23 protein-coding genes are annotated in these 26,134 nt (G+C 64.9%); 16 read left to right on the forward strand and 7 right to left on the reverse strand.

What is annotated here, in order from left to right; translation table 11 throughout:
* The first annotated feature begins 30 nt into the window (after positions 1-30).
* From AB8717_RS14250 to AB8717_RS14275, 6 genes are read left to right on the forward strand one after another with little or no spacing between them, the layout of a single operon-like run.
* On the forward strand, positions 31-1,803 hold the full coding sequence (locus tag AB8717_RS14250; protein ID WP_443747989.1) for an ABC transporter ATP-binding protein: 1,773 nt from the start codon (positions 31-33) through the stop codon (positions 1,801-1,803).
* A complete protein-coding gene (locus AB8717_RS14255) occupies positions 1,800-2,573 on the forward strand; it encodes a lysophospholipid acyltransferase family protein (RefSeq protein ID WP_443747990.1) in 774 nt (257 codons plus the stop codon). The genes AB8717_RS14250 and AB8717_RS14255 overlap by 4 nt, the downstream gene beginning before the upstream one ends.
* The gene (locus tag AB8717_RS14260) at positions 2,570-3,829 is read left to right on the forward strand and encodes a 3-deoxy-D-manno-octulosonic acid transferase (RefSeq protein WP_443747991.1); all 1,260 of its coding nucleotides are present in this window, start codon (positions 2,570-2,572) and stop codon (positions 3,827-3,829) included. The genes AB8717_RS14255 and AB8717_RS14260 overlap by 4 nt, the downstream gene beginning before the upstream one ends.
* The gene (gene lpxK / locus AB8717_RS14265; RefSeq protein WP_443747992.1) at positions 3,820-4,830 is read left to right on the forward strand and encodes a tetraacyldisaccharide 4'-kinase; all 1,011 of its coding nucleotides are present in this window, start codon (positions 3,820-3,822) and stop codon (positions 4,828-4,830) included. The genes AB8717_RS14260 and lpxK overlap by 10 nt, the downstream gene beginning before the upstream one ends.
* Positions 4,831-4,885: 55 nt before the next feature.
* Positions 4,886-5,908, forward strand: a complete 1,023-nt coding sequence (locus tag AB8717_RS14270) for a glycoside hydrolase family 5 protein (RefSeq protein ID WP_443747993.1) — start codon at positions 4,886-4,888, stop codon at positions 5,906-5,908.
* Positions 5,909-5,910: 2 nt separating this feature from the next.
* Positions 5,911-6,936 carry a glycoside hydrolase family 5 protein gene (locus AB8717_RS14275; protein ID WP_443747994.1) on the forward strand — a complete coding sequence of 342 codons (1,026 nt, stop codon included), beginning with the start codon at positions 5,911-5,913 and terminating at the stop codon, positions 6,934-6,936.
* 175 nt (positions 6,937-7,111) lie between these two features.
* Here the strand turns inward: AB8717_RS14275 and purD are convergent, their stop codons facing one another.
* Entirely contained in the window at positions 7,112-8,377 is a 1,266-nt protein-coding gene (gene purD / locus AB8717_RS14280; RefSeq protein WP_443747995.1) for a phosphoribosylamine--glycine ligase, read from the reverse strand.
* A 56-nt stretch (positions 8,378-8,433) separates the two neighbouring features.
* Positions 8,434-10,002 carry a response regulator gene (locus AB8717_RS14285; RefSeq protein ID WP_443747996.1) on the reverse strand — a complete coding sequence of 523 codons (1,569 nt, stop codon included), beginning with the start codon at positions 10,000-10,002 and terminating at the stop codon, positions 8,434-8,436.
* A 169-nt stretch (positions 10,003-10,171) separates the two neighbouring features.
* Here AB8717_RS14285 and xseA point away from each other — a divergent pair, with 169 nt between their 5' ends.
* From xseA to AB8717_RS14320, 7 genes are all read left to right on the forward strand, one after another.
* Positions 10,172-11,791, forward strand: coding sequence for an exodeoxyribonuclease VII large subunit (gene xseA, locus AB8717_RS14290; RefSeq protein ID WP_443747997.1), 1,620 nt, complete (start codon positions 10,172-10,174; stop codon positions 11,789-11,791).
* Between the two features lie 57 nt (positions 11,792-11,848).
* Positions 11,849-12,067 (forward strand): DUF2093 domain-containing protein, encoded by a 219-nt coding sequence (locus AB8717_RS14295; protein ID WP_443747998.1) that lies wholly within the window; start codon positions 11,849-11,851, stop codon positions 12,065-12,067.
* Positions 12,046-12,915, forward strand: coding sequence for a M23 family metallopeptidase (locus AB8717_RS14300; protein WP_443747999.1), 870 nt, complete (start codon positions 12,046-12,048; stop codon positions 12,913-12,915). The genes AB8717_RS14295 and AB8717_RS14300 overlap by 22 nt, the downstream gene beginning before the upstream one ends.
* 131 nt (positions 12,916-13,046) lie before the next feature.
* Positions 13,047-13,541 (forward strand): response regulator, encoded by a 495-nt coding sequence (locus tag AB8717_RS14305; RefSeq protein WP_443748000.1) that lies wholly within the window; start codon positions 13,047-13,049, stop codon positions 13,539-13,541.
* A gap of 143 nt (positions 13,542-13,684) precedes the next feature.
* Complete coding sequence (gene tipF, locus AB8717_RS14310) at positions 13,685-14,962, forward strand: flagella assembly cyclic-di-GMP phosphodiesterase TipF (protein ID WP_443748001.1); 1,278 nt, start codon at positions 13,685-13,687, stop codon at positions 14,960-14,962.
* A gap of 255 nt (positions 14,963-15,217) precedes the next feature.
* Positions 15,218-16,180 carry an acetyl-CoA carboxylase carboxyltransferase subunit alpha gene (locus tag AB8717_RS14315; RefSeq protein ID WP_443748002.1) on the forward strand — a complete coding sequence of 321 codons (963 nt, stop codon included), beginning with the start codon at positions 15,218-15,220 and terminating at the stop codon, positions 16,178-16,180.
* A gap of 123 nt (positions 16,181-16,303) precedes the next feature.
* Complete coding sequence (locus AB8717_RS14320) at positions 16,304-16,957, forward strand: hypothetical protein (RefSeq protein WP_443748003.1); 654 nt, start codon at positions 16,304-16,306, stop codon at positions 16,955-16,957.
* Between the two features lie 38 nt (positions 16,958-16,995).
* Here AB8717_RS14320 and AB8717_RS14325 read toward each other — a convergent pair whose 3' ends face one another.
* The 3 genes from AB8717_RS14325 to tadA are packed head-to-tail and all read right to left on the reverse strand — an operon-like array spanning position 16,996 to position 19,628.
* Positions 16,996-17,850 carry a mechanosensitive ion channel family protein gene (locus AB8717_RS14325; RefSeq protein ID WP_443748004.1) on the reverse strand — a complete coding sequence of 285 codons (855 nt, stop codon included), beginning with the start codon at positions 17,848-17,850 and terminating at the stop codon, positions 16,996-16,998.
* 27 nt (positions 17,851-17,877) lie between these two features.
* Positions 17,878-19,122 carry a hypothetical protein gene (locus AB8717_RS14330; protein WP_443748005.1) on the reverse strand — a complete coding sequence of 415 codons (1,245 nt, stop codon included), beginning with the start codon at positions 19,120-19,122 and terminating at the stop codon, positions 17,878-17,880.
* A gap of 41 nt (positions 19,123-19,163) precedes the next feature.
* Positions 19,164-19,628 carry a tRNA adenosine(34) deaminase TadA gene (gene tadA / locus AB8717_RS14335; RefSeq protein WP_443748006.1) on the reverse strand — a complete coding sequence of 155 codons (465 nt, stop codon included), beginning with the start codon at positions 19,626-19,628 and terminating at the stop codon, positions 19,164-19,166.
* Positions 19,629-19,703: 75 nt separating this feature from the next.
* On the opposite strand from tadA, the gene AB8717_RS14340 reads away from it, so the two are divergent.
* The 3 genes from AB8717_RS14340 (at position 19,704) to AB8717_RS14350 (ending at position 22,696) form a co-directional block, all read left to right on the forward strand.
* Positions 19,704-21,776, forward strand: a complete 2,073-nt coding sequence (locus AB8717_RS14340; protein WP_443748007.1) for a pseudouridine synthase — start codon at positions 19,704-19,706, stop codon at positions 21,774-21,776.
* On the forward strand, positions 21,776-22,351 hold the full coding sequence (rsmD, locus tag AB8717_RS14345; RefSeq protein ID WP_443748008.1) for a 16S rRNA (guanine(966)-N(2))-methyltransferase RsmD: 576 nt from the start codon (positions 21,776-21,778) through the stop codon (positions 22,349-22,351). The genes AB8717_RS14340 and rsmD overlap by 1 nt, the downstream gene beginning before the upstream one ends.
* A 195-nt stretch (positions 22,352-22,546) precedes the next feature.
* The gene (locus AB8717_RS14350) at positions 22,547-22,696 is read left to right on the forward strand and encodes a hypothetical protein (protein WP_443748009.1); all 150 of its coding nucleotides are present in this window, start codon (positions 22,547-22,549) and stop codon (positions 22,694-22,696) included.
* Positions 22,697-23,201: 505 nt separating this feature from the next.
* On the opposite strand, the gene mutL is transcribed toward AB8717_RS14350, so the two are convergent.
* Positions 23,202-25,118, reverse strand: a complete 1,917-nt coding sequence (gene mutL / locus AB8717_RS14355; protein WP_443748010.1) for a DNA mismatch repair endonuclease MutL — start codon at positions 25,116-25,118, stop codon at positions 23,202-23,204.
* A 37-nt stretch (positions 25,119-25,155) separates the two neighbouring features.
* On the reverse strand, positions 25,156-26,070 hold the full coding sequence (locus AB8717_RS14360) for a tyrosine recombinase (protein ID WP_443748011.1): 915 nt from the start codon (positions 26,068-26,070) through the stop codon (positions 25,156-25,158).
* Between the last annotated feature and the right edge of the window lie 64 nt (positions 26,071-26,134).

A 26,134-nucleotide genomic window follows, 5' to 3' on the forward strand; every position in this document is an offset into this window, starting at 1 on the left:
CTCCCCGCCGAACAGAGCAACAAGGCTCTGATGGCGCGCGTCTGGCGGCAATATCTCAAGCCGCGCCAGCCGCAGCTGGGAACCGCGCTGCTGTGCGCCGCCGTGGTGGCCTTGACCACCGTTATCCTGGTCGGTTGGCTGGCCTCGGCGGTCAACCTCCTGTTCCATAGCGCCGGCCAGGATTTCATCACCCGCAACCTGCCGCCCTTCATCAAGTCCAGCCCGCTGCTGTGGGTGCCGCTGATCTTCATCGTGGCGACGCTCATCCGCTTTGCCGCCCAACGCGGCCTGACCGTCACCCTCAACCAGATCGGCAACGAGCTGGTCGGGCAGATCCAGTCGCAGCTGTTCGGCCGCCTGGTCCACGCCGATCTCGGCCGGCTGCAATCGACCCATTCCGGCGGGCATTTGTCGTCGGTGCTGTACGACGCCGACCTGGTGCGCGAAGCCGCGTCGGCCAGCCTGGTGCAATACGTCCAGGCCCTGCTGATCATCATCGGCAGCCTGGCCAACATGGTCGGCATGGACTGGTCGATGACCCTGGCCGTGCTGGTCGTCGCGCCGCTGATCGCGGCCGTCATGGGCCGCTATCTCAAGCTGACGCGCAAGGCGGCGCAAGGCGCCATGGCCGAAACCTCGACCCTGTCGACGGCCATCATGGAAAGCCTGGACGGCATCAAGATCGTCAAGATCAGCAATCGCGAGGCCGATGAAGAAGCGCGCGTCGGCGAGGTCATCGAACGCCGCCAGCGCTTTCTCATAAAGGGCGCCAATGCCCGCTCGATGGCGGCGCCGGCGACCGAAGTCCTGACCGGCCTGTTCCTGGCCGGGCTGATCGCCTACGCGGGATGGCGCGGCGCGGACGGCCACCTGACGGCCGGCGCCCTGCTGTCCTTCCTGCTCGCGCTCGGCACGGCGAGCCAGTCGCTGCGCCAGCTGGCGGGCCTCCAGGGCAATTTCAGCCAGGGCCTGGCCGCCGCCCGCCGCCTGTTCGTCGCCCTCGATGTCGAGCCCGAGATCGTCAGCCGCGCCGATGCCCGCTCCCTGCCCCGCGACTTCAAGGCGATTGCCTTCGACCACGCCGCCTTCGGCTACGATCCGGCGCAACCGGTGCTGAAGGACGTTGATTTCACCGTCCACGCCGGCGAGACCGTGGCCCTTGTGGGGCCGTCGGGTTCCGGCAAGTCGACCCTGCTCAACCTGATTCCGCGCTTTTTCGACCTGACGGCGGGCGATATCCGCTTCGACAGTTTAAGCCACCGCGACATCGCCCTTCAGTGCTTACGCGACCGCATCGCCCTGGTGACACAGGATCCGTTCCTGTTCGACGACACCATCCGCGCCAATATCGCCTATGGCCGTCCCGACGCCAGCGACGCCGAGATCGAGCGCGCCGCCCGTGACGCCGCCGCCCACGACTTCATCATGGACCTGCCGCACGGTTACGCCACGCGGGCCGGCGAGGCCGGATCGCGCCTGTCCGGCGGGCAAAAGCAACGCATCGCCATCGCCCGCGCCTTTCTCAAGGACGCCCCGCTCCTGCTCCTCGACGAAGCGACATCGGCCCTTGACACGCAGTCCGAAATCAAGGTTCAGCAGGCGCTGGAACGGCTGATGACCGGCCGCACCACCTTTGTCGTCGCCCACCGCCTGTCGACGGTCCGCCACGCCGATCACATCCTTGTCCTCGACAGGGGCGAGATCATCGAGCGCGGCACCCACGACAGCCTCATGCGGGCGGGCGGCCTTTATGCCCGCCTGGCCGCCACGCAGTTCGCGGCCCAGCCTCAGGAGGCGTCATGAAGGATATCCTGAACGCCGGCTGGCTGCAGACGCTGATCGGCACCCTGATCGCCTGGTACCTCAAATTCTGCTACGCCACGACGCGCTGGCAGAGCGAAGGCCGCGAAGAGGTCGAAAAGGTCTGGAAGGACAACGGCCCGGTCGTGCTGATGTTCTGGCACGAACGCCTGCATCTGGGACACGCCAGCTGGCCGCTCGGCATAGCGCAGCCGGTGGCCGTGCTGAGTTCGACGTCGAAGTTCGGCGACGTCATCGTCCGCGTCACCGACAGTTTCGGCCGCCACTCGATCCGCGGCTCCTCGGCCAAAAAGTCGAACCTGGCCAAGGACAAGCGCGGCGCCCAGGCGTTTCGCGACATGCTGCGCTGGATTCGCGACGGCAAATGCGCCGCCACCACGCCCGACGGCCCGCGCGGTCCGTCGCGCACCATGACAGACGGCAGCCTGAAATTGTCGCAGATGACCGGCGCGCAACTGGTATGCCTGGGGCAATCGACGCGACGCTATCTTGAATTCAATACCTGGGACCGTATGCGCCTGCCGCTGCCCTTCACACGCGGCGCCATGGTGTGGCGGGTCCTGCCGCCCGTACCGGCGGACCTGGCGCCGGATGTCTTCGAACGGCGCCGCCAGGAGGCCGAGGCAACCCTGAGCGCCGCCACGGACCGGGCCGACGATCTGGTCGGCGCCCCGAAAGGCATTGCCGGCGGCGCCCATACGGGCTGGGAAGACCGCTACGGCGCCAATTCACCGCAAGAGTCCGTGCAATGACGGTGGCGCTCAGCGCCTATGCAGGCCTCGCCCGGCTGTTTCACCGCTTCGCCCCCGGCCTGCTCCAAAAGCGCGTCACCCAGGGCAAGGAAGATCCCGAACGCTTCCCCGAACGGCTTGGCGTCACCGCCGCTGTTCGTTCGCAAGGTCCGCTCGTCTGGTTCCACGGCGTCAGCGTGGGCGAAAGCCTGTCGGCCATTCCCGTCATCCAGCGCCTTATGGCGACGCGCCCCGGCGTCACCGTCCTGATCACCACCGCCACCACGACCTCAGCCGAGATTTTGAGCCGCCGCCTGCCGGCCGGCGTGATCCACCAGTTCGCCCCGATCGATACGCCCCAGGCGGTGACCGCCTTCCTCGACCACTGGCGGCCGGACCTTGCCGTCTTCATCGAGAGCGACATCTGGCCGAACCTCCTGCAAGCCCTGTCCGGCCGGCATGTTCCCCATGTCCTGCTGAGCGCGCGCATTACCGAAAAGACTTTCCGGGGCTGGCGGACCTTCCGGGGCTCGATGCGGCAGTTGCTCGGCGGCTATCGCCTGATCATGGCGCAGGACGACGCATCCGATGAACGCCTGAAGGCGATGGGCGTTACGACCGGACCGCAGGCCAACCTGAAAACCCTTGGCGCACCGCTTGCCGTCGACGCCGAGGCCCTGGCTGCGCTCAAGGCCCTGACCGACGGCCGCCGCGTGATTCTCGCCGCCAGCACGCACTATGGCGAGGACAACCTCGTTACCCGCTCGCTCGAACCGTGGGTGCGCGACGGAGACCTGCTTATCCTCGTGCCGCGCCATCCGATCCGGGCCGCCGATATCCGTCTCGATCTCGAGGCGCTGGGCCTGCATGTGGCGCAACGTTCGCTGAAGGAGCCGATTTCACCATCGGCGCATATCTACCTGGCCGACACGCTGGGGGAATTGGGCCTGTTCTTCAGCCTGGCCGACATCGTCGTCATGGGCGGCAGCTTCCTGACCGGTATCGGCGGGCACAATCCGCTCGAAGCCGCCCGCCTCGGCAAGGCCGTCATCACCGGCCCCGACATCGGCAACTGGGAAGGGATTTTCGCATCGCTGACCACGGCCGGCGGCGCCTGGGAAGTCGCCGGGCCGCGCGAACTGGCCTTCCTGGTCGAACAGTTGCGGGACGCGCCCCTGGCCATAAGGGCCGCCGACGCCGCCGCCCTGGCCGTGTCGCGCGACGAAGCCGGGACACTCGACCGCGTCTGGCGCGCACTGGAGCCGCTATGTCCATAAGGACGCCGAGGTGGTGGTACCGAAAGGACGCCGAAGGTGCGCCATGGTGGCGCCCGGTGCTGAAGCCGCTGGCCGCGATCTGGCTGGCGGTCAATGAGGACAAACGCCGCAAGGCCCGCCCCTATCGCTCCAGCCTGTTCGTCATCAGCGTCGGCAACCTGACCCTGGGCGGTTCGGGCAAGACGCCGATTGCCGCCGAGTTGCTGCGATTATTGTCCGTTCACAAGGTCGCCGGCCTTTCACGCGGCTATGGCGGAGCCCAGGACCATCCGACCCTGGTCGATCCGGATCGGCATACGGCCAGGGAGGTCGGTGACGAGCCTCTGATGCTGGCGCGTCACGGCCCGATGATGGTCGCGCTCGACCGCGCCGAAGGGCTGAAGGCCCTGGAGCGCGACGGCTTCGCCATCGCCGTGGTCGACGATGCCCACCAGAACCTGAAGATCGCCAAGGACCTGCACATCCTGGTGGTCGACGCAGATACGCGCGACGGTGCCTGGCCGTTCGGCGACGGCGGCATTTGTCCCGACGGCCCCTTGCGCGAGCCGCTGTCCGAAGGCATAGCGCGCGCCGATATCGTCGTGTTGTGGATGCCGGACGCCCTGTCGCAGCCCGATTCGAGCCTTTCGGCGCTGTTTGCCGAAAAGCCCGTCTTCGTCGCGCGGCTGACGCCCGAAAGGCTGCCGGAAAAAGGCGCGGTCATCGGTTTGGCCGGCATTGCCAAGCCGTGGAAGTTCGAGGCTACGCTGCGCGACCAGGGTTTCGACGTGCGTGCCTTCGAAGCCTTTGCCGACCACGCGGAAATTCCGGAAGGCCGCCTGCACGCCCTCGCGCTTCAAGCCGAACGCCAGGGCGCACGGCTGATTACCACCGAAAAGGACTGGGTGCGCCTGTCGCCGCACTGGCGGCTGCACGTCGCGCCGCTGCCGATCGCCGCGCGATTCGACGATGAAAGCGGTTTCCTGGAAGCGCTCACAAAAGCTCTACCGCCGGGCGCTTGACAACGATTACACCATGGCTAGGCTCCCCCAAAACTAAAAATCCCAGGGAGAGACCATGTTCAAGCCTCTGCTTCTCGCGACGGCCGCGCTCCTGTTTGCCACACCCTTCGCCGCCCAGGCCAAAAGCGATTTCGCCCCCATCTCCGCCGAAGCCCAGGTCGCCGCCATGCAGCGCGGCGTCAACATCATCGGCTACGATCCCTATTGGCGCGACGGCGGCCAGGGCAATTACAAGGACCAGCATTTCAAGGCGATCCACGACGCCGGCTTTTCGACCGTCCGCGTCGTGCTCTTCACCTTTTCCCACCTGCAGGCCGACGGCACGCTCGATCCCAAGTGGCTGGCCAAGCTCGACTGGGTCGTCGACGAAGCCTTGAAGTACAAGCTCAATGTCATCATCGACGAGCACGATTTCGAGGATTGCTCAAAGGACAAGGACGCCTGCCTGGCGCGCCTGAAAACCGTGTGGGCGCAGTTGTCGGCACGGTACGCCGACCGGCCGAACGCGGTCATGTTCGAGCTGCTCAACGAACCGCACGATGCGCTGAACGGCGCGCCGTGGAACGCCATGATCCCCGAACTGCTGGCGATCGTGCGCAAGGACAATCCCGAGCGAAACGTCGTGGTCGGTCCCACGCACTGGAACAGCCCGCACGATCTCAAGGACCTGGTGCTACCGGACGCGGACCGCCACCTGATCGTCACCGTGCACTATTACGATCCGTTCCGCTTCACCCACCAGGGCGCCAGCTGGGCCCCGCCCGCCATCACCGCCGGCCACGACATTCCCTTCGGCGCGCCTGAAGAGATCGCTCAGATTTCCAAAGACTTCGACGCCGTCGCCGACTGGGGCAAGGCCAACCACCGCCCAATCCTGCTCGGCGAGTTCGGCGCCTACGACAAGGCGCCGATGGACAGCCGGGTGGTCTGGACCAATGCCGTGGCGCGCGCCGCCGAAGCGCACGGCTTCGCCTGGGCCTACTGGCAGTTCTCCAGCGACTTCATCCTGTACGACTTCAAGACGCAGTCCTTCGTCAAGCCGATCCTCAACGCCCTCGTCCCCGAATCGAAAGAATAGACATGAAGCGCCTCGTTTCCCTCATCTCCGCCCTGGCGCTGGCCTGCGCCATCCCGGCCTTCGCCCAGTCGACCTCGATCACGCCGGAAGACCAGGTCAAGGCCATGGGCCCGGGCATCAATGTCGCCGCCGGCTGGGATCCCTACTGGGACGGCAACCCGTCTCCCTTCCGCCTCAGCTATATCAATACGATCAAGGAGGCGGGGTTCCACACCATCCGCATTCCGATCACCACCTTCCGCCATATGGACAAGACCGGCCAGCACCTGGATGCCGCGACTTTCCGCCGCCTCGACGCTATCGTCGACGCCGGCGTCAAGGCGGGGCTGAACGTCATCATCGACGAGCACGACTACGACGACTGCGGCAAGGACGCCGACGCCTGCGCGGCCCTGCTGCCCAATGTCTGGTACGAATTGTCGGCGCACTACAAGGACGCCCCGCCGTCCGTAATGTTCGAGGTCCTGAACGAGCCGCACGGCGCCATCGACGACAAGATCTGGAACGGCTGGATCCCCGACCTGATCAGCATCATCCGCGAGACCAATCCGACCCGCAACATCATTGTCGGCCCGACGCACTGGAACAGCAAGAACGACCTGCCCCTGCTCAAGCTGCCGGACGCGGACCGCCACATCATCGTGACCTTCCACTATTACGACCCGTTCCATTTCACCCACCAGGGCGCGTCCTGGGCCGGACCTGAAGTCGCGGCCTTGCACGACGTCGAGTGGAAAGGCACCAAGGAAGAGCTGGCGCAGCTCGACGCCGATTTCGACCAGGTCGCGGCCTGGGGCAAGGCCAACAACCGCCCGATCTTCCTCGGCGAATACGGCACCTACGGCAAGAACAACCCGCGCCTGGACGAACGCGCCGCCTGGACCCGCGCCGTGTCGAAGGCCGCCGACGCCCGCGGCTTCGCCCGCGCCTTCTGGTATTTCAGCGAAGGTCCCGTGGGCTTCACCGCCTACGACACCGACAAGAACCAGTGGGTCGCGCCGATCAAGAACGCCCTGCTCGGCCAGTAAGCCGGTCGGTCACAAACAAAAAGGGCGGGACGTTCACACGAACGTCCCGCCTTTTCATTTTCACTCCGGCAGCCTTTAAGCCGGAGGCGTAAGTCGGGTAATCGCCGGCGAGCGACGGCTGCAGCCATGATACAGCCGGGCGAAGACTGCGTATTCATCGGCCAGGGGCCGCTGCCTAAAGAGCGCGCCAGCCGATGTCGGAGCGGTAAAACCCGCCGGGCCAGTCGATTTTCGCGATGGCGTCGTAGGCGCGGTCGCGCGCTTCCTGGATGGTCTTGCCGCGCGCGCAGACATTGAGCACGCGTCCGCCGGCGGCGCGTAAGGATCCGTCCTCGCCGCGCGTCGTGCCGGCGTGGAAAACGGTGACGTCATCGCCGAAGTCCTGGTCGGCACCCCATATGACCGAACCCGTCAGCGGGCTGTGGGGATAGCCCTTGGCGGCGAAGACGACGCAGACGGCGGCGTCATTGCGCCACTTCGGCACCGGCTGGTCCTTCAGATTGCCTTTCGCGGCCGCCAGCAGGTAGGGCACGAGATCGCTTTCCAGGCGCAGCATCAGGACCTGGCATTCCGGGTCGCCGAAGCGGGCATTGTATTCGACCAGGCGCGGCTTGCCCGCCTCGACCATCAGGCCGGCATAGAGCACGCCCGTATAAGCATTGCCCTCGGCCTTCATGCCCTTCATGGTCGGCTCGAGAATGTCGCGGCGCGTGATGTCGAGCAGGTCAGGCGTGACGATCGGCGCGGGCGAATAGGTCCCCATGCCGCCGGTGTTCGGGCCGGTGTCGCCGTCGAAGGCACGCTTGTGGTCCTGCGCCCAGCCGAAGACCAGGGCGGTTTCGCCGTCGCACAGGGCGAAGACCGAAGCTTCCTCGCCCGTCATGAATTCCTCGATGACGATATGCTGGCTGGCGTCGCCGTATCGGCCGCCCAACATGGCCTCGACCTCGGCGACGGCGTCCTGGTAGTCGGGCGAAATCGCCACGCCCTTGCCGGCGGCCAGGCCATCGGCCTTGATGACGTAGGGCGGCTGATAGGACTTCAGGAATTCGCGCGCGTCGGGAACATTGTCGAAGGTCTCATAGGCGGCGGTCGGAATAGCGTGGCGTTTGCAGAAATCCTTGGTGAAGGCTTTCGACGATTCCAGCTGGGCCGCGCGCTTCCTGGGCCCGAAACAGGGAATACCCGCAGCCGCGCAGGCATCGGCAATACCTTCGGCCAGGGCGCTTTCAGGGCCGACGACAACCAGGTCCGCCTGGATGTCGCGGGCGATGGCGACCAGGCCTTCGACATCGGTCGCCTTGACCGGCCGGCATTCGCCAAGCGCGTCCATACCGGGATTGCCGGGCGCGATGACAAGACGGTCGCACAGGGGCGATTGTTTGATTTTCCACGCCAGGGCGTGTTCACGGCCGCCCGAACCGATCAGAAGGATGTTCATGGGTGCTCCGCATGTCGCATGCGCCCATGAAGGTCAAGCTTTTTAAGAGGCCAGATCTAAGAAGCAAGCCGGACCGCCAGGTCGCCTTCAAGGTGGCGATGCACCGTGCCGAAGAACTGCGGCAGGTCGATCGGCTTGGTCAGCACATCCGAGAAGCCGAGGCGATGCAGGTCGTCGGGCAGGTTTTCCGCTGCCGCGGTCAGGGCCACGATCGCCGCCGGGCGGTTGTGGCCGCGCCGGGCGGTGATGGCCTGCGTCGCCGATACGCCGTCCAGCACGGGCATCTGGATGTCCATGAAGACGAGGTCGAAGCGTGTCTGGCCGCACATCTCGACGGCTTCGGCGCCGTCGCGCGCCTCATGGACCTCAAGGCCGTAATCCTTGAGCAGCAGGCGGATCAGTTCACGGTTGACGGGATGGTCGTCGACGATCAGCACCTTGCGGTCTTCCAGGAAGACCGCGCGCATGTCGTCACTGACGGCTGGCGCGGGCGCTGCGGCCGCAACCGCGGGAATTTCGAACCACAGGCAATTGCCGTCCACGCCGAGACTGCGGACACCGATGCGGCCCTGCATCAGCCGCACCAGTTCGTGGCTGATGGCCAGGCCCAAACTGGATATTCCGCCCCCCCTTTGGCCGCCCCTGCGGCTGCCTTCCGGCGAGACGAGATGGCTGAACAGGTTGGCGCGCTGCGCCGCCGACAATGCCGGCGCGGAGTCGCGCACCTCGATGCGAAGCCTGCGGGCCGTGCGGCGGCCGGCCAGCTCGGCGCTGACCGTGACCGTGCCCTGCTGGGTCTGCTTGCAGGCATGGGTGACAAGGTTCGACAACAACTGGCGCAGACGCATATCGTCGCACATCAGCCACAGCGCGTCGTCGGGCGTGCACTGCATGCCCAGCGTGATGTGCCGGCTGTCCGTCTGCGATGCCAGCTGCTCGAGGACGTCGCCCAGCAATGCGCGCACGTCGGTCGGCTGCGGTTCCAGGTCGACCTGGTGCGCCTCCAGGCGCGACAGGTCGAGAATATCCATGATCAGGCCGCGCAGGGCCTCGCCGGCGCGGCCGATGCGGCTGGCGTAGTGGCGCGCGTCCTTGGGCAGGTCGTCGAGGCCGTTCAACAGGTCCGTATAGCCCATGATCGAGGTCAGGGGTGTACGGATCTCATGGCCCATGCTGGCCAGGAATTCCGATTTCGACTGCAGCGCGGCTTCGACCGCAGCCTTGGCGGCACGCAGGTCGGCCTTTCGGCGGCGCAGCTCGACTTCCTGCTGCTTCATGACGACCAGGTCGGAGGCCGTTTGCGCGACACGATCCAGGCGCTGCCCGTCCTCGTCGCTGAAATGGCGCAGGTCCATGTCGAAAATGCAGACGGTTCCGCCGCACGGCAGGGCCGCACCGGCATAGAAGCCGAAAGACGTGCCCGCGAAGCACGGATCACGGACGATCCCCGCCCCCAGGGCCAGGAGATCGGCGGGAATATGGGCGTCGGCCGGATAAAGATGATGGCCGCCGTCGGGCAGAACCACGGCGGCAAAGGGCGCGGCAAACAGGTCGGCGGCAAGCGCCGCGATCCGCAGGAGGCCTGCGTCCGTTTCGGCAGCTTCAGAGGTTCTTACGACGCTCATCGGCGTCTCCACCCGTACTTTATGTGTCATGGTACTCGGCTTGGGAACTCTGTCTTTGCACGCTGAACTGGTGTTACCCTAAGGCACGCGCCCTAAATTCCGTTGAACAGACGTGGTGAATCCGCGTTAACGCTTGGCCTGCCGGCGCCGAAGCGGTTAATCTGTAGCCATGCCCGATCTGCTCTCGCCCGAATCGTCTAACGCTGCGCCGTATTCCGTCTCGGAACTGTCGGGCGCGCTGAAGCGGACGATCGAAACCGCCTATGATCACGTCCGCCTGCGCGGCGAGATTTCCAAGGTCACGCGCCATTCGTCGGGCCACGTCTACCTGACACTGAAGGACGACCGCGCGGCGATCGACGGCGTCGTCTGGAAGGGCCAGGTGTCGCGCCTGCAGACCCAGCCCGACTATGGCCTCGAAGTCATCGTCACCGGCCGCATCACCACTTTTCCGGCGTCGTCCAAGTACCAGATCGTCATCGAGCAGATGGAGGTGGCCGGCGTCGGCGCGCTGCTGGCGCAGCTCGAGCGGCTGAAACAGAAACTGCACGCCGAAGGCCTGTTCGCGGCTGAACGCAAGCGCCCCCTGCCCTTCGCGCCCCGCACCATCGGCGTCGTCACGTCTCCGACGGGCGCCGTCATCCGCGACATCCTGCACCGTATCCGCGACCGCTGGCCGTGCCGCGTCGTCGTCTGGCCGGTCGTCGTCCAGGGTGACCAGGCGCCGCCGCAGGTTATCGCCGCGCTGAAAGGCTTCGAACGCGGCGAAGGCGTGCCGCGCCCCGACGTCATCATCGTGGCGCGCGGCGGCGGCAGCGTCGAGGACCTTTGGCCGTTCAACGATGAAGCCCTGGCACGCGCCGTGGCGGGGCTGACCGTCCCCGTCATTTCGGCCGTCGGGCACGAAACCGATACGACGCTGATCGACTATGTCTCCGACCGCCGCGCCCCGACGCCGACCGGGGCCGCCGAAATGGCGACGCCGGTGCTGGGCGAACTGCGCGCCTTTACCGCCGACCTCGAACGCCGCCGCCAGGGCGTGATGAGCCGCCTTCTGGAGGTCCGGCGCGAACGCCTGGCCTTGCTGGCGCGCGCCCTGCCCAAGCCCCAGGACCTGCTCGACGCCGCCCAGCAGCGTCTCGACTATGCCGCCCATCGCTTGACCGGCGGGCTGATGGCTAATCTCAACGCCCACGACAACGCGTTCGGGCGGACGGCGGCACGCTTTCGCCCCGGCCTGCTCGAACGCCCGCAACGCCTGAAGGCCGAGCAGCTGGCGCAGCTGGTGCAGCGGCTTGACCGCGCCGCCGCCCGTAAGCTGGCCCTGACCGAACGGCATGCCCGGCTGCCCGTGCTGGAAACGCGGCTCCGCGAAGCGCTCGGCCGCGCCGCCGCCAAGAAGGGCGAGCGCCTGCCCGAATTCGGCGCGCGGATGACGCAGGCCCTGGCCCGCCTCACGGCGAAAAAAGGCGAACGCCTGCCGGAATTCGACCGGCGCCTGGGTGAGGCCATGACGCGCACCCTCAGCCTGAAGGCCGAGCGCCTGCGCGCCCTCGACCAGGTCCGGGTGTCGCTCAATCCCGACCGGCCGCTCGACCTGGGCTTCGCGCGCGTAAACCGCAAGGACGGCCATCTCGTCACCTCGCCCGATGGCGTGGCCGATGGCGAAATCCTCGAACTGACCTTCAAGGGCGATCGCAGGCTCGATGTGACCGCGGGCCATTCCGCCGCGCCGAAAGCCTTTGCGGCGCCGAAGCCAACCAAACCGGAGCAAGGCAGCCTCTTCTGATCTTGCCAGATATCTTCTGACCTTGATTGCCGCCGCGCTCAAGCCTATGTTCAAGGTATGAACATGCATTCGCCTTCGCCCCTGTTGCCCGGCCAGGCCGTCATTCACTACGGTGACGGCGACTATTCGATCATGCGCCCGGGCAAGTTCGTGATCTGCGCCGTATCGGGCAAGCAGATCCCGCTCGAGGCTCTGAAATACTGGGATCCCCGCACGCAGGAAGCCTATGCCGGCCCTGAGGAAGCGACGGCGCGATGGAAAAGCCGGAAGGCTTAAGCCGCCGCCATCTCCTGGCCCTTTCCGGCGGCGCGTGTGCGTCCGCCGCCCTTCCTGCGTTTTCACAGTCGAAGCTCGATTCCGATCCGCCCTTCGGTCTGACCGGCCGCTTCGTTCAGGGCGGCTACGCCGTGGGCAAAGGCACGCCGGGCGCCGACATCGTCGTCGATGGCACGTCGCGCGGTCCGGTCGGCCCCTCGGGCTGGTTCTATACCGGTTTCGACCGCGATGCCGGGCCGACCTGCCACATCACGCTCAAGACCGACAAGGACCAGCAAAGCGCCGTCGTTTCGGTCCTGCCGGTCACCTACGACATCCAGCGCGTTGAGGGCTTGCCGCAGGATACGGTGACGCCGCAGGACCCCGCCCTGCTCGAACGCATCAAGCGTGAAGCCGCCCTCAAGGCCGAGGCCTTCGCCAGCCGGATCGATTCGGACGCCTATCATCGCGGCTTCGACTGGCCGCTCAACAAGTTCGTCGTCTCCGGCCATTTCGGCAACCAGCGCGTGCTAAACGGCACCCCGGCCAGCCCGCACATGGGCTTCGACATGGCCGCGCCCACCGGCACGCCGATCCATGCGCCGCAGGACGGCCTGGTCGTGCTGGCCGAGCCCGACCTGTTCTACGAAGGCGGCCTGATCCTGATCGACCACGGCCAGGGCCTGATTTCCATGTACCTGCACCAGTCCGAACTGCTGGCAAAAAAAGGCCAGTGGGTGCGGCAAGGCCAGCCGATCGGCCGCGTCGGCGCCAAGGGCCGGGCGACGGGTCCGCACCTGTGCTGGCGCCTGAAATGGAGCGACCGCCACATGGACCCCAGTCTTATGGTTGTTAACCGCACGGCGTAGGTGAAAGCCTTTTCGCACATGCACATTAATTTGCAGCCGGGTGAAATATTCGCTTGAAAGGGCAGGATGTTTCAGAATAACAGGATTACGCGTACCCCGATCATACCCATAAAAAAAGCGCGTACGAACCTATGGCCGATTACAGCACTCTGAAAATTCTGCTGATTGAAGACAACCAGCACATGCGCTCCATCGTGGGCGCGATTCTGAAAGGTTCTGGTATTCGCAACGTGCGCGAGGCGCGCGACGGCGCCGAAGCGCTGGACATGCTGCGCCAATATCCGGCCGATATCGCCCTGGTCGACTACAATATGGACCCGATCGACGGCGTCGAGTTCACCCGGATGCTGCGCAACGCCCCTGACAGCTCGAATCCCTATCTGCCGATCATCATGATCACCGGGCATTCGGAACGTTCGCGCGTCATCCAGGCCCGCGACGCCGGCATCAACGAATTCGTCGTCAAGCCGCTGACGGCGCGCGCCCTGCTCGGCCGGCTCGATTCGGTCATCATGCGCCCGCGCCCCTTCATCCGCTGCAAGTCCTATTTCGGCCCGGACCGCCGCCGTACCACCGACCAGGCCTATGCCGGTCCGTTCCGCCGCAGCACCGACGGCATGCTTTAAAAGCGCTCAGGGGCCGCATGGCTCGCCGCACCGGCGGCTGAGCCACTTCGCCGGTTAATAAAGCTTAACAACACCCTTTGCGCCGGTGAGAAATCGCCTCATAGTATCGTGATGATTCTCTATTCGCGTGCCCGGACCCGTTGATGCGCAAACTCACGCCCTTCCTGCTGATGGCCACCTATGTCCTGCTTTCGAGCAGTCTGGCGGCCGCGCTTTACCGTGGTGCATCCGACGTCGGCACCTGCATCGCCGCCCTTTTCGGCATGCTCGGCGTCTGCGTCGCCTTCCACGTCTTCTTTGGCCAGCGCTTCCTGGAAGCACGCCTGACCAAGGACATCGAACTGGTCCGTGACGCCCATCGCCTGATGGTCGACGCGATCGATTCGACGCAAAAGGACATGATCGAACTGGCCGACCGCGTGCAGAGCCAGAAATCGACCCGCTCCGAGGAACTGACGTCCGAAGTCCGCATGCTCGAAGACCTGGTGCGCAAGCTCGGCGAAAGCATCGAGGACCGCCTGGCCGACTGGCAGGCCGGTCCGGTGATCGCGGCGGCGCCCGCCCCGCGCAACAGCCGCGAAGCCCAGCACATGGCGCTGATCGAAACCATCCGCGAAGCGCTGGTTCAGAACCGCGTCGACCTGTACCTGCAGCCGGTCGTCAGCCTGCCGCAGCGCAAGACCATCTTCTACGAAAGCTTCTCGCGCCTGCGCGACGTGTCGGGCCGCGTCATGATGCCGGCCGAATACCTGTCGGTGGCCGAACCCGAAGGCCTGGTGCCGTCGATCGACAACCTGCTGCTGTTCCGCTGCGTGCAGATCGTGCGCCGCCTGGCCAAGCAGGACCGCCGCATCGGCATCTTCTGTAATATCTCGCTGACCTCGCTGCGCGACGAGACCTTCTTCCCGCAGTTCCTGGAATTCCTCAGCGAAAACCGCGATCTCGGCGGCGCCCTGATCTTCGAGCTGGGCCAGGACGCGTTTGCCACGCGCGGTTCGGTCGAAGCGCGCAACATGGCCAAGCTGGCCGATCTGGGCTTCCGCTTCTCGATCGACAAGGTCACCAGCATCGATTTCGACCTGCAGGACCTGCACCGTTCGGACGTCCGCTTCGTCAAGATCGGCGCCGGCATCCTGCTTGAACAACTGCTCAATATCGAAGGCAAGCCCGCACTGAAGTTCCTGAAGGACATCCATGCCGGCGACTATGCCGCGCTGCTGGCGCGCTACGGCATCGAGGTCATCGCCGAGAAGATCGAGAACGAACGTCAGGTCGTCGACGTGCTCGATATCGAGATCGGCTATGGCCAGGGCCATCTGTTCGGCGAACCGCGCGCCATCAAGGAACAGGTGCTGGCCGAGACCGATCCACCGGCCGGCTTCATCAAGTCGACCCTGCCGCAGGTCCGCCGCCGGGCTTGAGTAATCTCCCCGGGATACACAGATTTCGCAGATCAAGGCGGCGCGGTGCGCCGCTTTTTTCGTCTTTCCCCTCAGGCTTGTCTCGAAACTAATCTGTGCAATCTGTGTAATCTGTGGATTGTCTTTCTTTGCCCTCCCGGCCGCATTAATGCCAAAATCCGCTTTGCACTCTTAGCGGCTTGCTGTTAAAGGCGAAACGACCCATTTTTCACAAACAGGGACACGTCCAGCGGGGCGCCGTCCAGAGCGAGCCGAATGCGCCACTACCTCGAATTCGAGCGTCCGATCGCGGACCTGGAAGCCAAGATCGACGAACTGTCCGCCCTGTCGCAGGGCGGCACCAATCTCGACGACGAAGTGAAGGCCCTGCGCGATCGCGCCCAGCGCCTGCGCAAGGACGTCTACAGCAAGCTGGACCCGTGGCAAAAAACCATGGTGGCGCGCCATCCCGAGCGCCCCCATTTCGTCGACTATGTCAATGCGCTGATCGAAGACTTCGTCGAACTGCGCGGCGACCGCAAGTTCGGCGACGACCAGGCGATCGTCGGCGGCCTCGGCCGGTTTCGCGGCCAGGCAGTCGTTGTCATGGGCCACGAAAAGGGCCACGACACCAATACGCGCCTCAAGCACAATTTCGGCATGGCGCGCCCCGAAGGCTACCGCAAGGCCGTGCGCCTGATGGAAATGGCCGAACAGTTCGGCCTGCCGGTCCTGACCTTCGTCGACACAGCCGGGGCCTATCCCGGCATCGGCGCCGAGGAGCGCGGCCAGGCCGAGGCTATTGCGCGCTCGACCGAAAAAGGCCTCATCCTCAGGACGCCGATGGTGGCGACCGTCACCGGCGAGGGCGGCTCGGGCGGCGCGATTGCGTTGGCCGCGGCCAACCGCGTGCTGATCCTCGAACACTCGATCTATTCGGTCATCTCGCCGGAAGGCGCGGCCTCGATCCTGTGGCGTGACGACAAATCGGGCACGCGCGCCAAGGACGCCGCCGACCAGATGAAGATCACCTCGGCGGACCTGCTCAAGATGGGCATAGTCGACCGCATCGTGCCGGAACCGTCGGGCGGCGCGCACGCCGACAAGGAAGCCATGATCAATATGCTCGGCAACGTGCTGGAAGAAGAGCTCAAGGCGCTCAGCTTCATGACGCCCGACCAGCTGGTCGCCCAGCGCGCCGAACGTTTCTACGCCATCGGGCGCAAGGGACTGGATTGAGTTAACCGGCGATAAGGTATCCGGTTGACTTATCAAGGGCTTATCTTCCGGCCCTGATTTCGCTTTGTTTCCGGACGCCGCTTGAAGGATTTTCCGCCGCATCCATCTTGCGGAGAGCCTGTCATGCGTCGCGCCTTCATCACTGTTATCGCCCTTGCCGCCCTTTCACCCGTTGCAGCCCATGCGGCAGGCCCCGAAGTCGTCGGCGCCCGTATCTCGACGCTCGGCGCCGGGGCGGAATTCGGCTATCGCTTCGCGCCAAACTGGTCGGTCCGCGCCATCGCCAACGGCTATAACCAGGACTATCACACCACGTCGGACAATATCGATTACCGCGGCAAGCTGAAGCTGGGCTCGTTCGGCATCCAGGCCGACTATCATTTGAGCGAGACCAATCCGTTCTACCTGACGGCGGGCTTGTACGCGAACGGCAACAAGATCAATGCCACGGCGACGCCGAACTCGACGACCGATATCGGCGGGGTACCCTTTACACCCCAGCAGATCGGCACCCTGACAGGCCGCGCCAAGTACAAGTCGACCGCGCCCTATCTGGGCCTGGGCTGGCGCTGGAACACCGGCGCGGTGTCGTGGAACCTGGAAGCCGGCGCCTACTTCCAGGGCAAGCCGGACGTCACCCTGACATCGAATGGCACCTATGCCTCAGACCCGCGGTATCAGACGGCCCTTGAGCAGGAACGCCAGGACCTGAAAAAGGACCTCGACGACACCAAGACCTGGCCGGTCGTCGCGTTGGGCGTAGGCTATCATTTCTAGAGCATGATGATTTATCTTCGCTCAAGGCATTCACCGGCCTATGCAGGACCGCTGACCTTCTCGATCGCGACCTGGTGAGGATAGGGGATATCGACTCCGGCCCCATCCAGGGCGCGCTTGACGTCGATCATCCAGCGCGAGCGCGCATTCAGCGCATTGGCCGGCAGCACCCAGATCCACATGCGCACGGTGATGCCGCTGGCGGCGAATTCCTGAAAGCCGGTCCAGACCTCGTGAGTCTGGATATGGTCGGGCTGGGCGCGGGCGACATCGGCCAGCAGCTTCAACGTCGCCTCGAGATCGGCCTCATATCCGATATCGACCTTGAGTTCGAGCTTGAGCGCACCGTTGGTCGAGATATTGCCGATGTCGTTGGAAAATATCTTCGAATTCGGCACATAGACACGGATGTTTTCGACATTGTCGATCTCGGTGTTGAACAGCCCCAGCCGGTGGACGCGGCCGCTGGTATCGCCGATACGCACAGAATCGCCGATGCGATAGGGCTTGGTGAACAAAATCATCAGGCCCGAGGCAACATTGCCGAGCGTTCCCTGCAAGGCCAGGCCGATCGACAGCGACGCGGCGCCCAGTACGGTGACAAAGGACGCCGTCTCGACGCCCAGCCGGTTCATCGCCGCCACGCAGCCGACGGTCAGCAGCATCCAGCGGACCACCTGCGACAGGAATTCGGGCAGGGTGCGATCGGCGTCGGTTTGGGCCATCCGCCGCGCCACCTTGCGCACGGCATTGGCCACCAGCCGCGATATAACGATGGTTATCAGCATGATGACCGCCGCCGTGGCGATGTTGGCCATCAGGTCCGGATGCGTCATGGCGCGCTGCCAGACGGAATGTGAACTGAAGTCGATACCGAAGGCTTTCTGGGTCATGGGACCAGAATACGCGATTCGGGCCCGTCAGGGCGCTTTCGCCGTATCCCGGAAATAACGGCTGGCGGTCTTGCGCCACAAGCCTCCCAGATCGCTCCACGGCACGCGGAAGTAATCGCCGAAACACCCCTCCGCCCTGGGGTCCGTGCCGTCATCCTGGCCATGACGCCCGAAGACCAGGCCCTGGTCGTCCAGCCAGGCGTCGTAATAGGCCGCGCCGTCCGCCGGGATCAGGCAGGCTGTATTGGCCGCACCCGCCAGCGCATAGGGCGACGTCGCCGTAAATCCCGCAGCCAGCGTGCGATAGGCCGTGGATGGCGTGACCTTGCCCGCCTTGTCCACGCTGTAGAGATCGAAGACCGCGTTCAGGTCGAGGCGCTTGCCGGTCGTCAGATCATAGGCGCGATGGCGGTAGAAGCGGGTGCGATGCGGTCCGCCGCAATAGCTTTCGCCCCGGTCGGTCACCTGGAACAGGGTTGCCGACGCATAGGACACGGCCACATCGTATTGCGGCGTGCCCCAGTCGTTGTCATCCAGGGTCTTGCCATAGCGGAAACCGGCGCGCTTGCATTCAAGGTGGCTGACCGTCATCTGGATCAGCCCGCGCCGCAGGCCCGTATTGGTCACGCCCATGGCGCCCCCATCGGGCGCCGAGGCGAGATACGGCGCCTTCAACCCGCTGTCGTCGCTCATCATTCGGTAACTGAGCGGGCCCGCCGCCGTTACGGCGCCGGCGTGGACATGGCGGTCGAGCTTCGGATCGTCATAGGCGTCCACCGGCTGGGCACGCCACAGGGCATGGCTGAGCGCCGAGTCGTCGTCGAGTTCGCCATTGTCGATAAAGTCACGGCTGTCGATGCGGTGAAGCGCGATCTTGCGGTCTCCTTCGGACGGCAGCACGCCGCGCCAGGTACCGGTATAGGCGCCGTCTCCCGCCGGTTTCAGCGTCACATTGGCGTCGATCGGGCACAGCGGCGGCAGGGCATAGCTGAAGGTCTGCTTGCACATCAGCGCTTCGACGCGAAGCGTAATACCGCGCTTCGAATCCTTGCGCACGAACATGCGCTCCATGCGGTTGACATGGAAATAGAGCCGCCCGCCCTTCTCCGTCCGTCCGGTCGCGGGATTGGTATAGGTGACCATCTCGACCATGACGCCGCGGTCGCCGACCTTGCCGCTGTAGATTTCGGCATGGATGGCACGGTCGGCCGCAAAGGTTGCGGGGGCCCACAGGCAGGCAACCAGAAGGATGAAGGCTTGGAAAATCCGCATGGTCCGAAACTGGCAAAAGCCGCGTAAGGCGGCAAGCGGATTCACGTTTTGCGACGCTCGCGGAAGAAGCCTTTCAGCATCACGCTGCTGTCTTCGGCAAGGATGCCCGCCTCGACCTCGGGCCGCCAGTGGCAGGTGGGCTGCGCGAAAAACCGCGGGCCGTGATCGACCGCCCCGCCCTTGGGGTCGTCCGCGCCGTAGATCAGCCGTGAAATCCGGGCGTGACTGATGGCGCCTGCGCACATGGCGCACGGTTCCAGCGTGACATAAAGCCACAAACCGCCAAGTCGATAATTGCCGACGACCTGTCCAGCGGCGCGAATAGCCAGAATTTCGGCATGCGCGCAGGGGTCGTTAAGCTTGATAGGCGAATTTCTTGCGGCTGAAACAACAGTTTTACTTGACGGATCGAAGATTAAGGCGCCAATCGGCACCTCGCCGTCCAGGGCCGCCTCGCGCGCCTGGTCCAACGCCTGCCGCATCCATGTTTCGTCTTCGGAAATCATGACGTTTCCTGAAACGAGCGCGCGCCGGGCGTCAAGCAAAAAGGCATATGCCGAAATTTTAGAGAAAGTTTCCCCGTGAGCGAAGACAGTAACGCTGGAGAGCGTGACACCCCGTCGATGGATGGCGCCAACACCGAGAATGGCGCCGAAAACGCCAAGCCCGCCAAGGATTTCAAAAAGGGCAAGGGCGACAAGAAGCCCGGCAAGGCGCCCAGCAAGAACTCCGGAGAACGCATCGCCAAGGTGCTGGCGCGCGCAGGGTTAGCCTCGCGCCGCGAAGTCGAGCGCCTGATCGGCCTGGGTCAGATCGCCGTCAACGGCCGCATTCTCGACACGCCGGCCGTCCTCGTCTCGCAAACCGACGTCATCACGGTCGACGGCAAGCCGATCGGCAAGGCCGAACCGACGCGCCTGTGGCGCTATCACAAGCCGGTCGGCCTGATGACGACGCACAAGGACCCGCAGGGCCGTCCGACCGTCTTCGAACAACTGCCGCAGCCCCTGCCGCGCGTCATCAGCGTCGGCCGCCTCGATATCAATTCCGAGGGCCTGCTGCTCCTGACCAATGACGGCGAACTGGCGCGCGCGCTGGAAATGCCGTCGACCGCCTGGATCCGCGTCTACCGCGTCCGCGCGCTCGGCAACACGTCCCAGACCGAACTCGACCGCCTCAAGGCCGGCACGACCGTCGAAGGCGTCGTCTACGGCCCGATGGAGGCCACTCTGGACAAACGCCAGGACAAGGCCGACGGCCGCGCCAATATCTGGCTGACCGTCTCGATCACCGAAGGCAAGAACCGCGAAGTCCGCAAGGTGCTGGAATCGATCGGCCTCAAGGTCAACCGCCTGATCCGCCTGGCCTACGGGCCCTTCCTGCTCGGCAATCTCGAATCCGGCGAGGTCGAGGAAGTCGGCCCGCGCGTCATCCGCGAGCAGTTGGCGCACCTGATCGACCCGCGCAACCTGCCGTCCGAAACCGCGACGCAGACGCGCGACGCGCCCCGCGCCCGTTCGACCGCGCCGGCGGAAGGCCGCCGCGGCGGTGGCGACCGCTTCCGCAAGACGGATGCCCGGGAAGAGAAGCCGCGCTTCAAGCGCAATGCCGGCCCGGGCTTCGACGAGAACCGCGAATACAAGGAGCGTGACTTTGACGAGCGTCCGCGCTTCGAAGGCGACGGCGAGGCCCGCGACCGCCGGCCCGCGCCGCGCTTCAAGGCGCGTGAAGGCGGCTACGAGAAAAAGCCTTATGGCGACAAGAAGCCGTGGACACCGCGTCCCGAACGTTCGGGCCCAGGGTCCGACAACGGCGCTCCACGCCGCGAATGGAAGCCGCGTGCGGAAGGCTCTGATCGTGGCGAAGCCCGCGACGACCGTCCGGCCCGCTTCAAGCCCCGGACCGAAGGTGGCAGCCGCGATGGCGCCCCGCGCCGTGAGTGGAAACCGCGTTCGGAAGGCGATGGCAATAGCGAACGTCCCGCGCCGCGCTTCAAGCCGCGGGGCGACGCGGCGCACGGCGACAGGAAGCCGTATGGCGACAAGCCTTATGGTGAGAAGAAGGCTTATGGTGAGAAAAGGGCCTGGACACCCCGTCCGGAGCGCTCGGAAGACGGTGCCCCGCGCCGCGAATGGAAGCCGCGCGCCGAAGGTCAGGATCGCGGCGAAGGCCGTGGCGACCGGCCGGCTCCGCGCTTCAAGCCGCGTGGCGAAGGCGGTTATGACAAGAAGCCTTACGGCGACAAGAAGCCCTGGACACCCCGTGGCGAACGCCCCGCGTCCGCCGACGGTGAAAAGCGTGAGTGGAAGCCACGGGCCGAGGGCGGAGACCGCCCTGCCCGTTTCAAGCCGCGGGACGACAGGAGTGGCGGCGAAAAGCGCGAGTGGAAGCCCCGTCCCGAAGGTCGTCCCGATAGCCGGCGTGACGACCGCGCGCCGCGCCGCGATCTCGACGAGGCCGGCGCCTACGAACGCGCCAAGCGCGAATTCGGTGGCGGCGAAAAGAAGGCCTTCAAGCCACGCGCCGAAGGCGGCGACCGTCCCTTCCGTGGCAAACCGGCCGGAAAGCCGGGTGGCTTTGGCGGTAAGCCCGGCGGCAAGCCTTTTGGCGGCAAGCCAGGTGGCTTCAAGCCGCGCCGCCCGACCGACTCCTGATGCGGATCGTCGGGGGACAGTTCAAGGGCCGGCCGATCGTGACACCGGACGGGCGCAACACGCGCCCGACCTCGGACCGCGCACGTGAGGCCGTCTTCAATGTGCTGGCGCATGCCGAATGGGCGCCCGATCTCGACGGCGCGCGCGTCATGGACGTGTTCGCCGGATCAGGCGCACTGGGGTTCGAAGCCCTGTCACGCGGCGCGGGCTTCTGCCTGTTCGTCGAGACCGACGAAGCGGCCCGCGGCGCCATCCGCGACAATGTCGAATCTTTCGGCCTGTTCGGAAATACGCGCGTCCACCGTCGCGATGCCACCCAACTGGGTGTCCGTCCCGGCGGCCAGGCGGAAGCGTTCGATCTGATTTTCCTTGATCCGCCCTATCGCAAGGGCCTGGGAGAGGCTGCGCTCGACTGTCTCATTAAGGGCAACTGGCTGTCCGAAAACGCCACAATTGTCTTTGAGCGCGCCGCCGACGAGGATGATTTTGCCACAGATGTGTGGGAAATAATCAACACCAAAATCTACGGTGCAGCGCAGGTTTTATTCCTTAAACAAAAAATTTACAATAATTAAGTCATTGAATTAAAAAGAAAAATTTCACATAAAAAGCTGATGCGTGGTAAATTTGGCGCAGATGGCAACTTTTTCTATTGACGGGTCGCCGGTCTTATCCACAATATGTCCTTAACAAGGCGTAAAGATAAGAACGGCATAAGAATTGCCAGTCCAGCCTTGGGTTAAAACTGTTGCAGACCAGGGGTTTAAGTGATGGACAATCAATTCGTACAGCCGACGCGCATGCGTTCCGCCAAGGGCCGCCAGGACGCGCTCAAGGTCCTGCTCGTTGCAGGCCTCAGCGTTCAGGCCTGGGGATTGCTGATGGGTCTCGGCCTTATCATTCTTAATCTGACGCACTGACTTCTATTCGCCTGTGGCTCCGCCGCAGGTTTTTTTGTGCCGTCGGACAAGCCACTATGACGCGTTGATGGGTGGGGCCGCACGGCGGGCGCGACGGGATCGCGCTCGCCGTGAATTCTGAGTTGGCGCTAGCCGCTTCGCTCCATTTTTGCTTTGCGCTCAGTTCGCTGCGCTCACGTGGCGCCGCGCGGGCTGCGCGCCTCAACGGCCCTAGTCGCTTCGCTCCGTTTTTTGTTTTGCGCTCAGTTCGCTGCGCTCACATGGCGCCGCGCGGGCTGCGCGCCTCAACGGCGCTAGTCGCTTCTTCATTTTAGTTTTGCGTTCAGCTCGCTTTCGCTCGCTTGGCGCCACGCAGGCTGCGCGCCTCAACGGCGCTAGTCGCTTCTTCATTTTAGTTTTGCGTTCAGCTCGCTTTCGCTCGCTTGGCGCCACGCAGGCTGCGCGCCTCAACGGCGCTAGTCGCTTCGCTCCATGTGCGGACTCTTAAGCGCCGTGATGGTGGTACCTACCGCCGGCCGAACAGCTTTTCGATGTCCTTGAGCTTCAGCTCGACATAGGTCGGGCGGCCGTGGTTGCACTGGCCGGAATGCGGCGTCGCCTCCATCTGGCGCAGCAGCGCATTCATTTCTTCGGCATTCAGGCGCCGGCCCGAGCGCACGCTGTGGCGGCAGGCATGGTCGCCGCAAATCTCCGCCATCCGCTCTTTCAGCGCCAGCAATTCGCCGTGCTCGGTCAGGTCGTCGACAAGATCGCGCACCAGGCCAGCGATGTCGCAATCGCCCAGCAGCGCCGGAATATCCCGGACCAGAACGCTGGTCGGACCAAAGGCCTCGATGCCCAGCCCCATGGCCTCGAGATCGGACGCCTTGTTCATCAGCCGGACAACCTCTTCGCGCTCCAGGTCGACGATTTCCGGGATCAACAGGCTTTGCCGCGTCACCTGGCCCTCGGCCATGGCGAGTTTCATCTGCTCATAGACCAGGCGCTCATGCGCCGCATGCTGGTCGACGATGACAAGGCCGTCAGCCGTCTGGGCAATGACGTAGGTTTCGTGGATCTGCGCCCGCGCCGCCCCCAGCGGAAACGCGTCGGGCGTCTCAGCGACGGTTTCCGCGTCCACCGGCGCTTCGGATATCAGCGCGTCCGCAATCGACGCGGTCATCGCGTCGGCAAAAGCGCCGGAAGCAAACGGGGCTGGCGCCTCGCTCACGCCCCATTGCCCGTAGCTCTGCGATTGCGGCAGGGGCTCGACGCGCCCCGCCGGCTGGAACGGCTCCGGCGCCATAAAGGGGCGGACGGCGGCCAGTTGCGAAGGCGTCGGCCGGGCAAAGCCGAGCGTCGGCTGCACCGGCTCGACCCGAAATCCCGTCAGGGTCTGGTGCGCCACGGTCGTCGAGGCGCGGTGCCCCGCCGAGGCCAGGGCGTGTTTCAGCGCGCCGATGATCAGGCCGCGCACCAGGTTGGGGTCGCGAAAGCGGACCTCGGTCTTGGCCGGGTGGACGTTGACGTCGAGTTCTTCCGGCGGAATTTCGACGAACAGGGCCGCCAGCGGATGGCGGTCACGCGCCAGGAAATCGGCATAGGCCGCGCGCAAGGCCCCGGCTAGCAGGCGGTCTCGTACCGGCCGGTTGTTGACGAAGAGATACTGATGCAGCGCATTGCCGCGCGAAAAGGTCGGCAGGCCGGCATATCCCGTCAGGCGCACGTCTTCGCGCGCCTGGTCAATCAGCAGGGCGTTTTCCGAAAAATCGGCGCCCAGGATTGCCGCCAGCCGCTTCAGCCGGCCTTCGAACCCAGCGCTCTCACGGTACAGTTTGAGCGACTTCTTACCGTCGAGTTCGAGCGAAAAGCCGACATCCTCGTGCGCCATGGCCTGGCGCTTGACCTCTTCGGCGATCGCCAGGTTTTCAGAGCGCTCGGACTTCATGAATTTCAGCCGCGCCGGCGTGGCGTAGAAGAGGTCCGAAAGCTCGATGCGCGTACCATGGTCGCCGCCGAACGCCGAAGGCCGGAGCGGCGAAATCACCCCGGCATCGACCGTCAACGCCTGGGCGATCCCGCCCCTGGGCTTCGACGTTATGCTCAAGCGCGCCACCGATCCCATCGACGGCAGGGCTTCGCCGCGAAAACCGAGCGTACGGATATGCAGCAGGTCCCAGGTGCCGTCGTCCTGCGGCTTGAGCTTGGACGTGGCGTGGCGTTCGATGGCCAGTTGCAGATCGGCGGCATCCATCCCGCAGCCGTCGTCCTCGATCAGGATGCGCGACAGCCCGCCCATGTCGCAGCGGATGTCGATCTGGCGCGCGCCGGCATCGATGGCGTTTTCGACCAGTTCCTTGACGGCCGACGCCGGGCGTTCGACGACCTCACCGGCGGCGATGCGATTGATGGTATCCTGGGGCAAACGTTGAATGCGAGACATCCGCATAAGATAGTCGGAGTCGCCCGTCTTGTTAAGATTAGCCTCGCCGTTTCGCCAGCGGATGGTGCGTTTCAACGACCTCTCGAAGGCGCTCATTGGCGACGTGGGTATAGACCTGGGTCGTCGAGATATCGGCATGGCCGAGCAGGGTCTGAACGGTCCGGAGATCCGCCCCGCCCTCCAGCAGGTGCGTGGCGAAGGCATGGCGCAAAACGTGCGGCGACACCCGTTTGGGGTCGATGCCGGCATTTACCGCTGCCTCGTCGAGCAACTGCCCGACGCGGCGGCGTGTCAGGTAACCGTCGGCGCCACGCGAGGCAAACAGGTACGGATTGGTCTGGTCCTTCGATTGCAGGAAGCCGCCACGGATATCGAGATAGGCCTTGATCGCGGCGCGCGCCGGCGGATTGAGCGGCACCAGCCGCTCGACGCCCCCCTTGCCCTTGACGATCAGAAAGGCCGGATCGCGCACGACCGCGTCGAGCCTGAGCGATACCAGTTCCGAAATCCGCATGCCCGAGGCATAGGCCATCTCGATCAAGCAGCGGAGGCGGATCGCCTGGCTTATGTCTTTCAGGCCAGCGGCCTCGATCAGGCCCTCGATCTCGTCGCGGCTCAATATCTTGGGCAATGTCACGCCCTTCCTGGCCGCGGCGATCTTTCGCGACGGGTCGGACGCCGAAAGGCCTTCCTGGACACAGAAACGATAGAATTGCCGCACGGCCGAGCGCTTGCGCTGCATCGAGCTCGACTTGAGACCGCGCGCGTCGAGATCGGCGAAATAGCGGGCGATATCCGCTTCGTTCAACCCGGGCAGGCCCTGCGGCGAAACCCCGAGCGTCTCGGCCAGGTCATCAAGGTCGCGGCCATAGGCTTCCAGCGTCGGACGCGCGGCGTTGCGCTCGACGGTCATCATCTGCAGGAACTGGCGGACAGGATCGAAGCCGGACATGAGGCGCCAAAAGGGTGAACATAATGAATCTTCCCTTAACTCTGGCCTTGGCGCCCTAATATCG

The sequence above is a fragment of the Asticcacaulis solisilvae genome (assembly GCF_052327315.1).
Taxonomy (GTDB): Bacteria; Pseudomonadota; Alphaproteobacteria; order Caulobacterales; family Caulobacteraceae; genus Asticcacaulis; species Asticcacaulis solisilvae_B.

Excerpts from the sequence above, each read along its gene's own strand:
- AB8717_RS14250 (WP_443747989.1), top strand. The coding sequence starts at position 31 with ATGGCGCGCGTCTGGCGGCAATATCTCAAGCCGCGCCAGCCGCAGCTG.
- AB8717_RS14255 (WP_443747990.1), top strand. The coding sequence starts at position 1,800 with ATGAAGGATATCCTGAACGCCGGCTGGCTGCAGACGCTGATCGGCACC.
- AB8717_RS14260 (WP_443747991.1), top strand. The coding sequence starts at position 2,570 with ATGACGGTGGCGCTCAGCGCCTATGCAGGCCTCGCCCGGCTGTTTCAC.
- lpxK (WP_443747992.1), top strand. The coding sequence starts at position 3,820 with ATGTCCATAAGGACGCCGAGGTGGTGGTACCGAAAGGACGCCGAAGGT.
- AB8717_RS14270 (WP_443747993.1), top strand. The coding sequence starts at position 4,886 with ATGTTCAAGCCTCTGCTTCTCGCGACGGCCGCGCTCCTGTTTGCCACA.
- AB8717_RS14275 (WP_443747994.1), top strand. The coding sequence starts at position 5,911 with ATGAAGCGCCTCGTTTCCCTCATCTCCGCCCTGGCGCTGGCCTGCGCC.
- purD (WP_443747995.1), bottom strand. The coding sequence starts at position 8,377 with ATGAACATCCTTCTGATCGGTTCGGGCGGCCGTGAACACGCCCTGGCG.
- AB8717_RS14285 (WP_443747996.1), bottom strand. The coding sequence starts at position 10,002 with ATGAGCGTCGTAAGAACCTCTGAAGCTGCCGAAACGGACGCAGGCCTC.
- xseA (WP_443747997.1), top strand. The coding sequence starts at position 10,172 with ATGCCCGATCTGCTCTCGCCCGAATCGTCTAACGCTGCGCCGTATTCC.
- AB8717_RS14295 (WP_443747998.1), top strand. The coding sequence starts at position 11,849 with ATGAACATGCATTCGCCTTCGCCCCTGTTGCCCGGCCAGGCCGTCATT.
- AB8717_RS14300 (WP_443747999.1), top strand. The coding sequence starts at position 12,046 with ATGGAAAAGCCGGAAGGCTTAAGCCGCCGCCATCTCCTGGCCCTTTCC.
- AB8717_RS14305 (WP_443748000.1), top strand. The coding sequence starts at position 13,047 with ATGGCCGATTACAGCACTCTGAAAATTCTGCTGATTGAAGACAACCAG.
- tipF (WP_443748001.1), top strand. The coding sequence starts at position 13,685 with ATGCGCAAACTCACGCCCTTCCTGCTGATGGCCACCTATGTCCTGCTT.
- AB8717_RS14315 (WP_443748002.1), top strand. The coding sequence starts at position 15,218 with ATGCGCCACTACCTCGAATTCGAGCGTCCGATCGCGGACCTGGAAGCC.
- AB8717_RS14320 (WP_443748003.1), top strand. The coding sequence starts at position 16,304 with ATGCGTCGCGCCTTCATCACTGTTATCGCCCTTGCCGCCCTTTCACCC.
- AB8717_RS14325 (WP_443748004.1), bottom strand. The coding sequence starts at position 17,850 with ATGACCCAGAAAGCCTTCGGTATCGACTTCAGTTCACATTCCGTCTGG.
- AB8717_RS14330 (WP_443748005.1), bottom strand. The coding sequence starts at position 19,122 with ATGCGGATTTTCCAAGCCTTCATCCTTCTGGTTGCCTGCCTGTGGGCC.
- tadA (WP_443748006.1), bottom strand. The coding sequence starts at position 19,628 with ATGATTTCCGAAGACGAAACATGGATGCGGCAGGCGTTGGACCAGGCG.
- rsmD (WP_443748008.1), top strand. The coding sequence starts at position 21,776 with ATGCGGATCGTCGGGGGACAGTTCAAGGGCCGGCCGATCGTGACACCG.
- AB8717_RS14350 (WP_443748009.1), top strand. The coding sequence starts at position 22,547 with ATGGACAATCAATTCGTACAGCCGACGCGCATGCGTTCCGCCAAGGGC.
- mutL (WP_443748010.1), bottom strand. The coding sequence starts at position 25,118 with ATGTCTCGCATTCAACGTTTGCCCCAGGATACCATCAATCGCATCGCC.
- AB8717_RS14360 (WP_443748011.1), bottom strand. The coding sequence starts at position 26,070 with ATGTCCGGCTTCGATCCTGTCCGCCAGTTCCTGCAGATGATGACCGTC.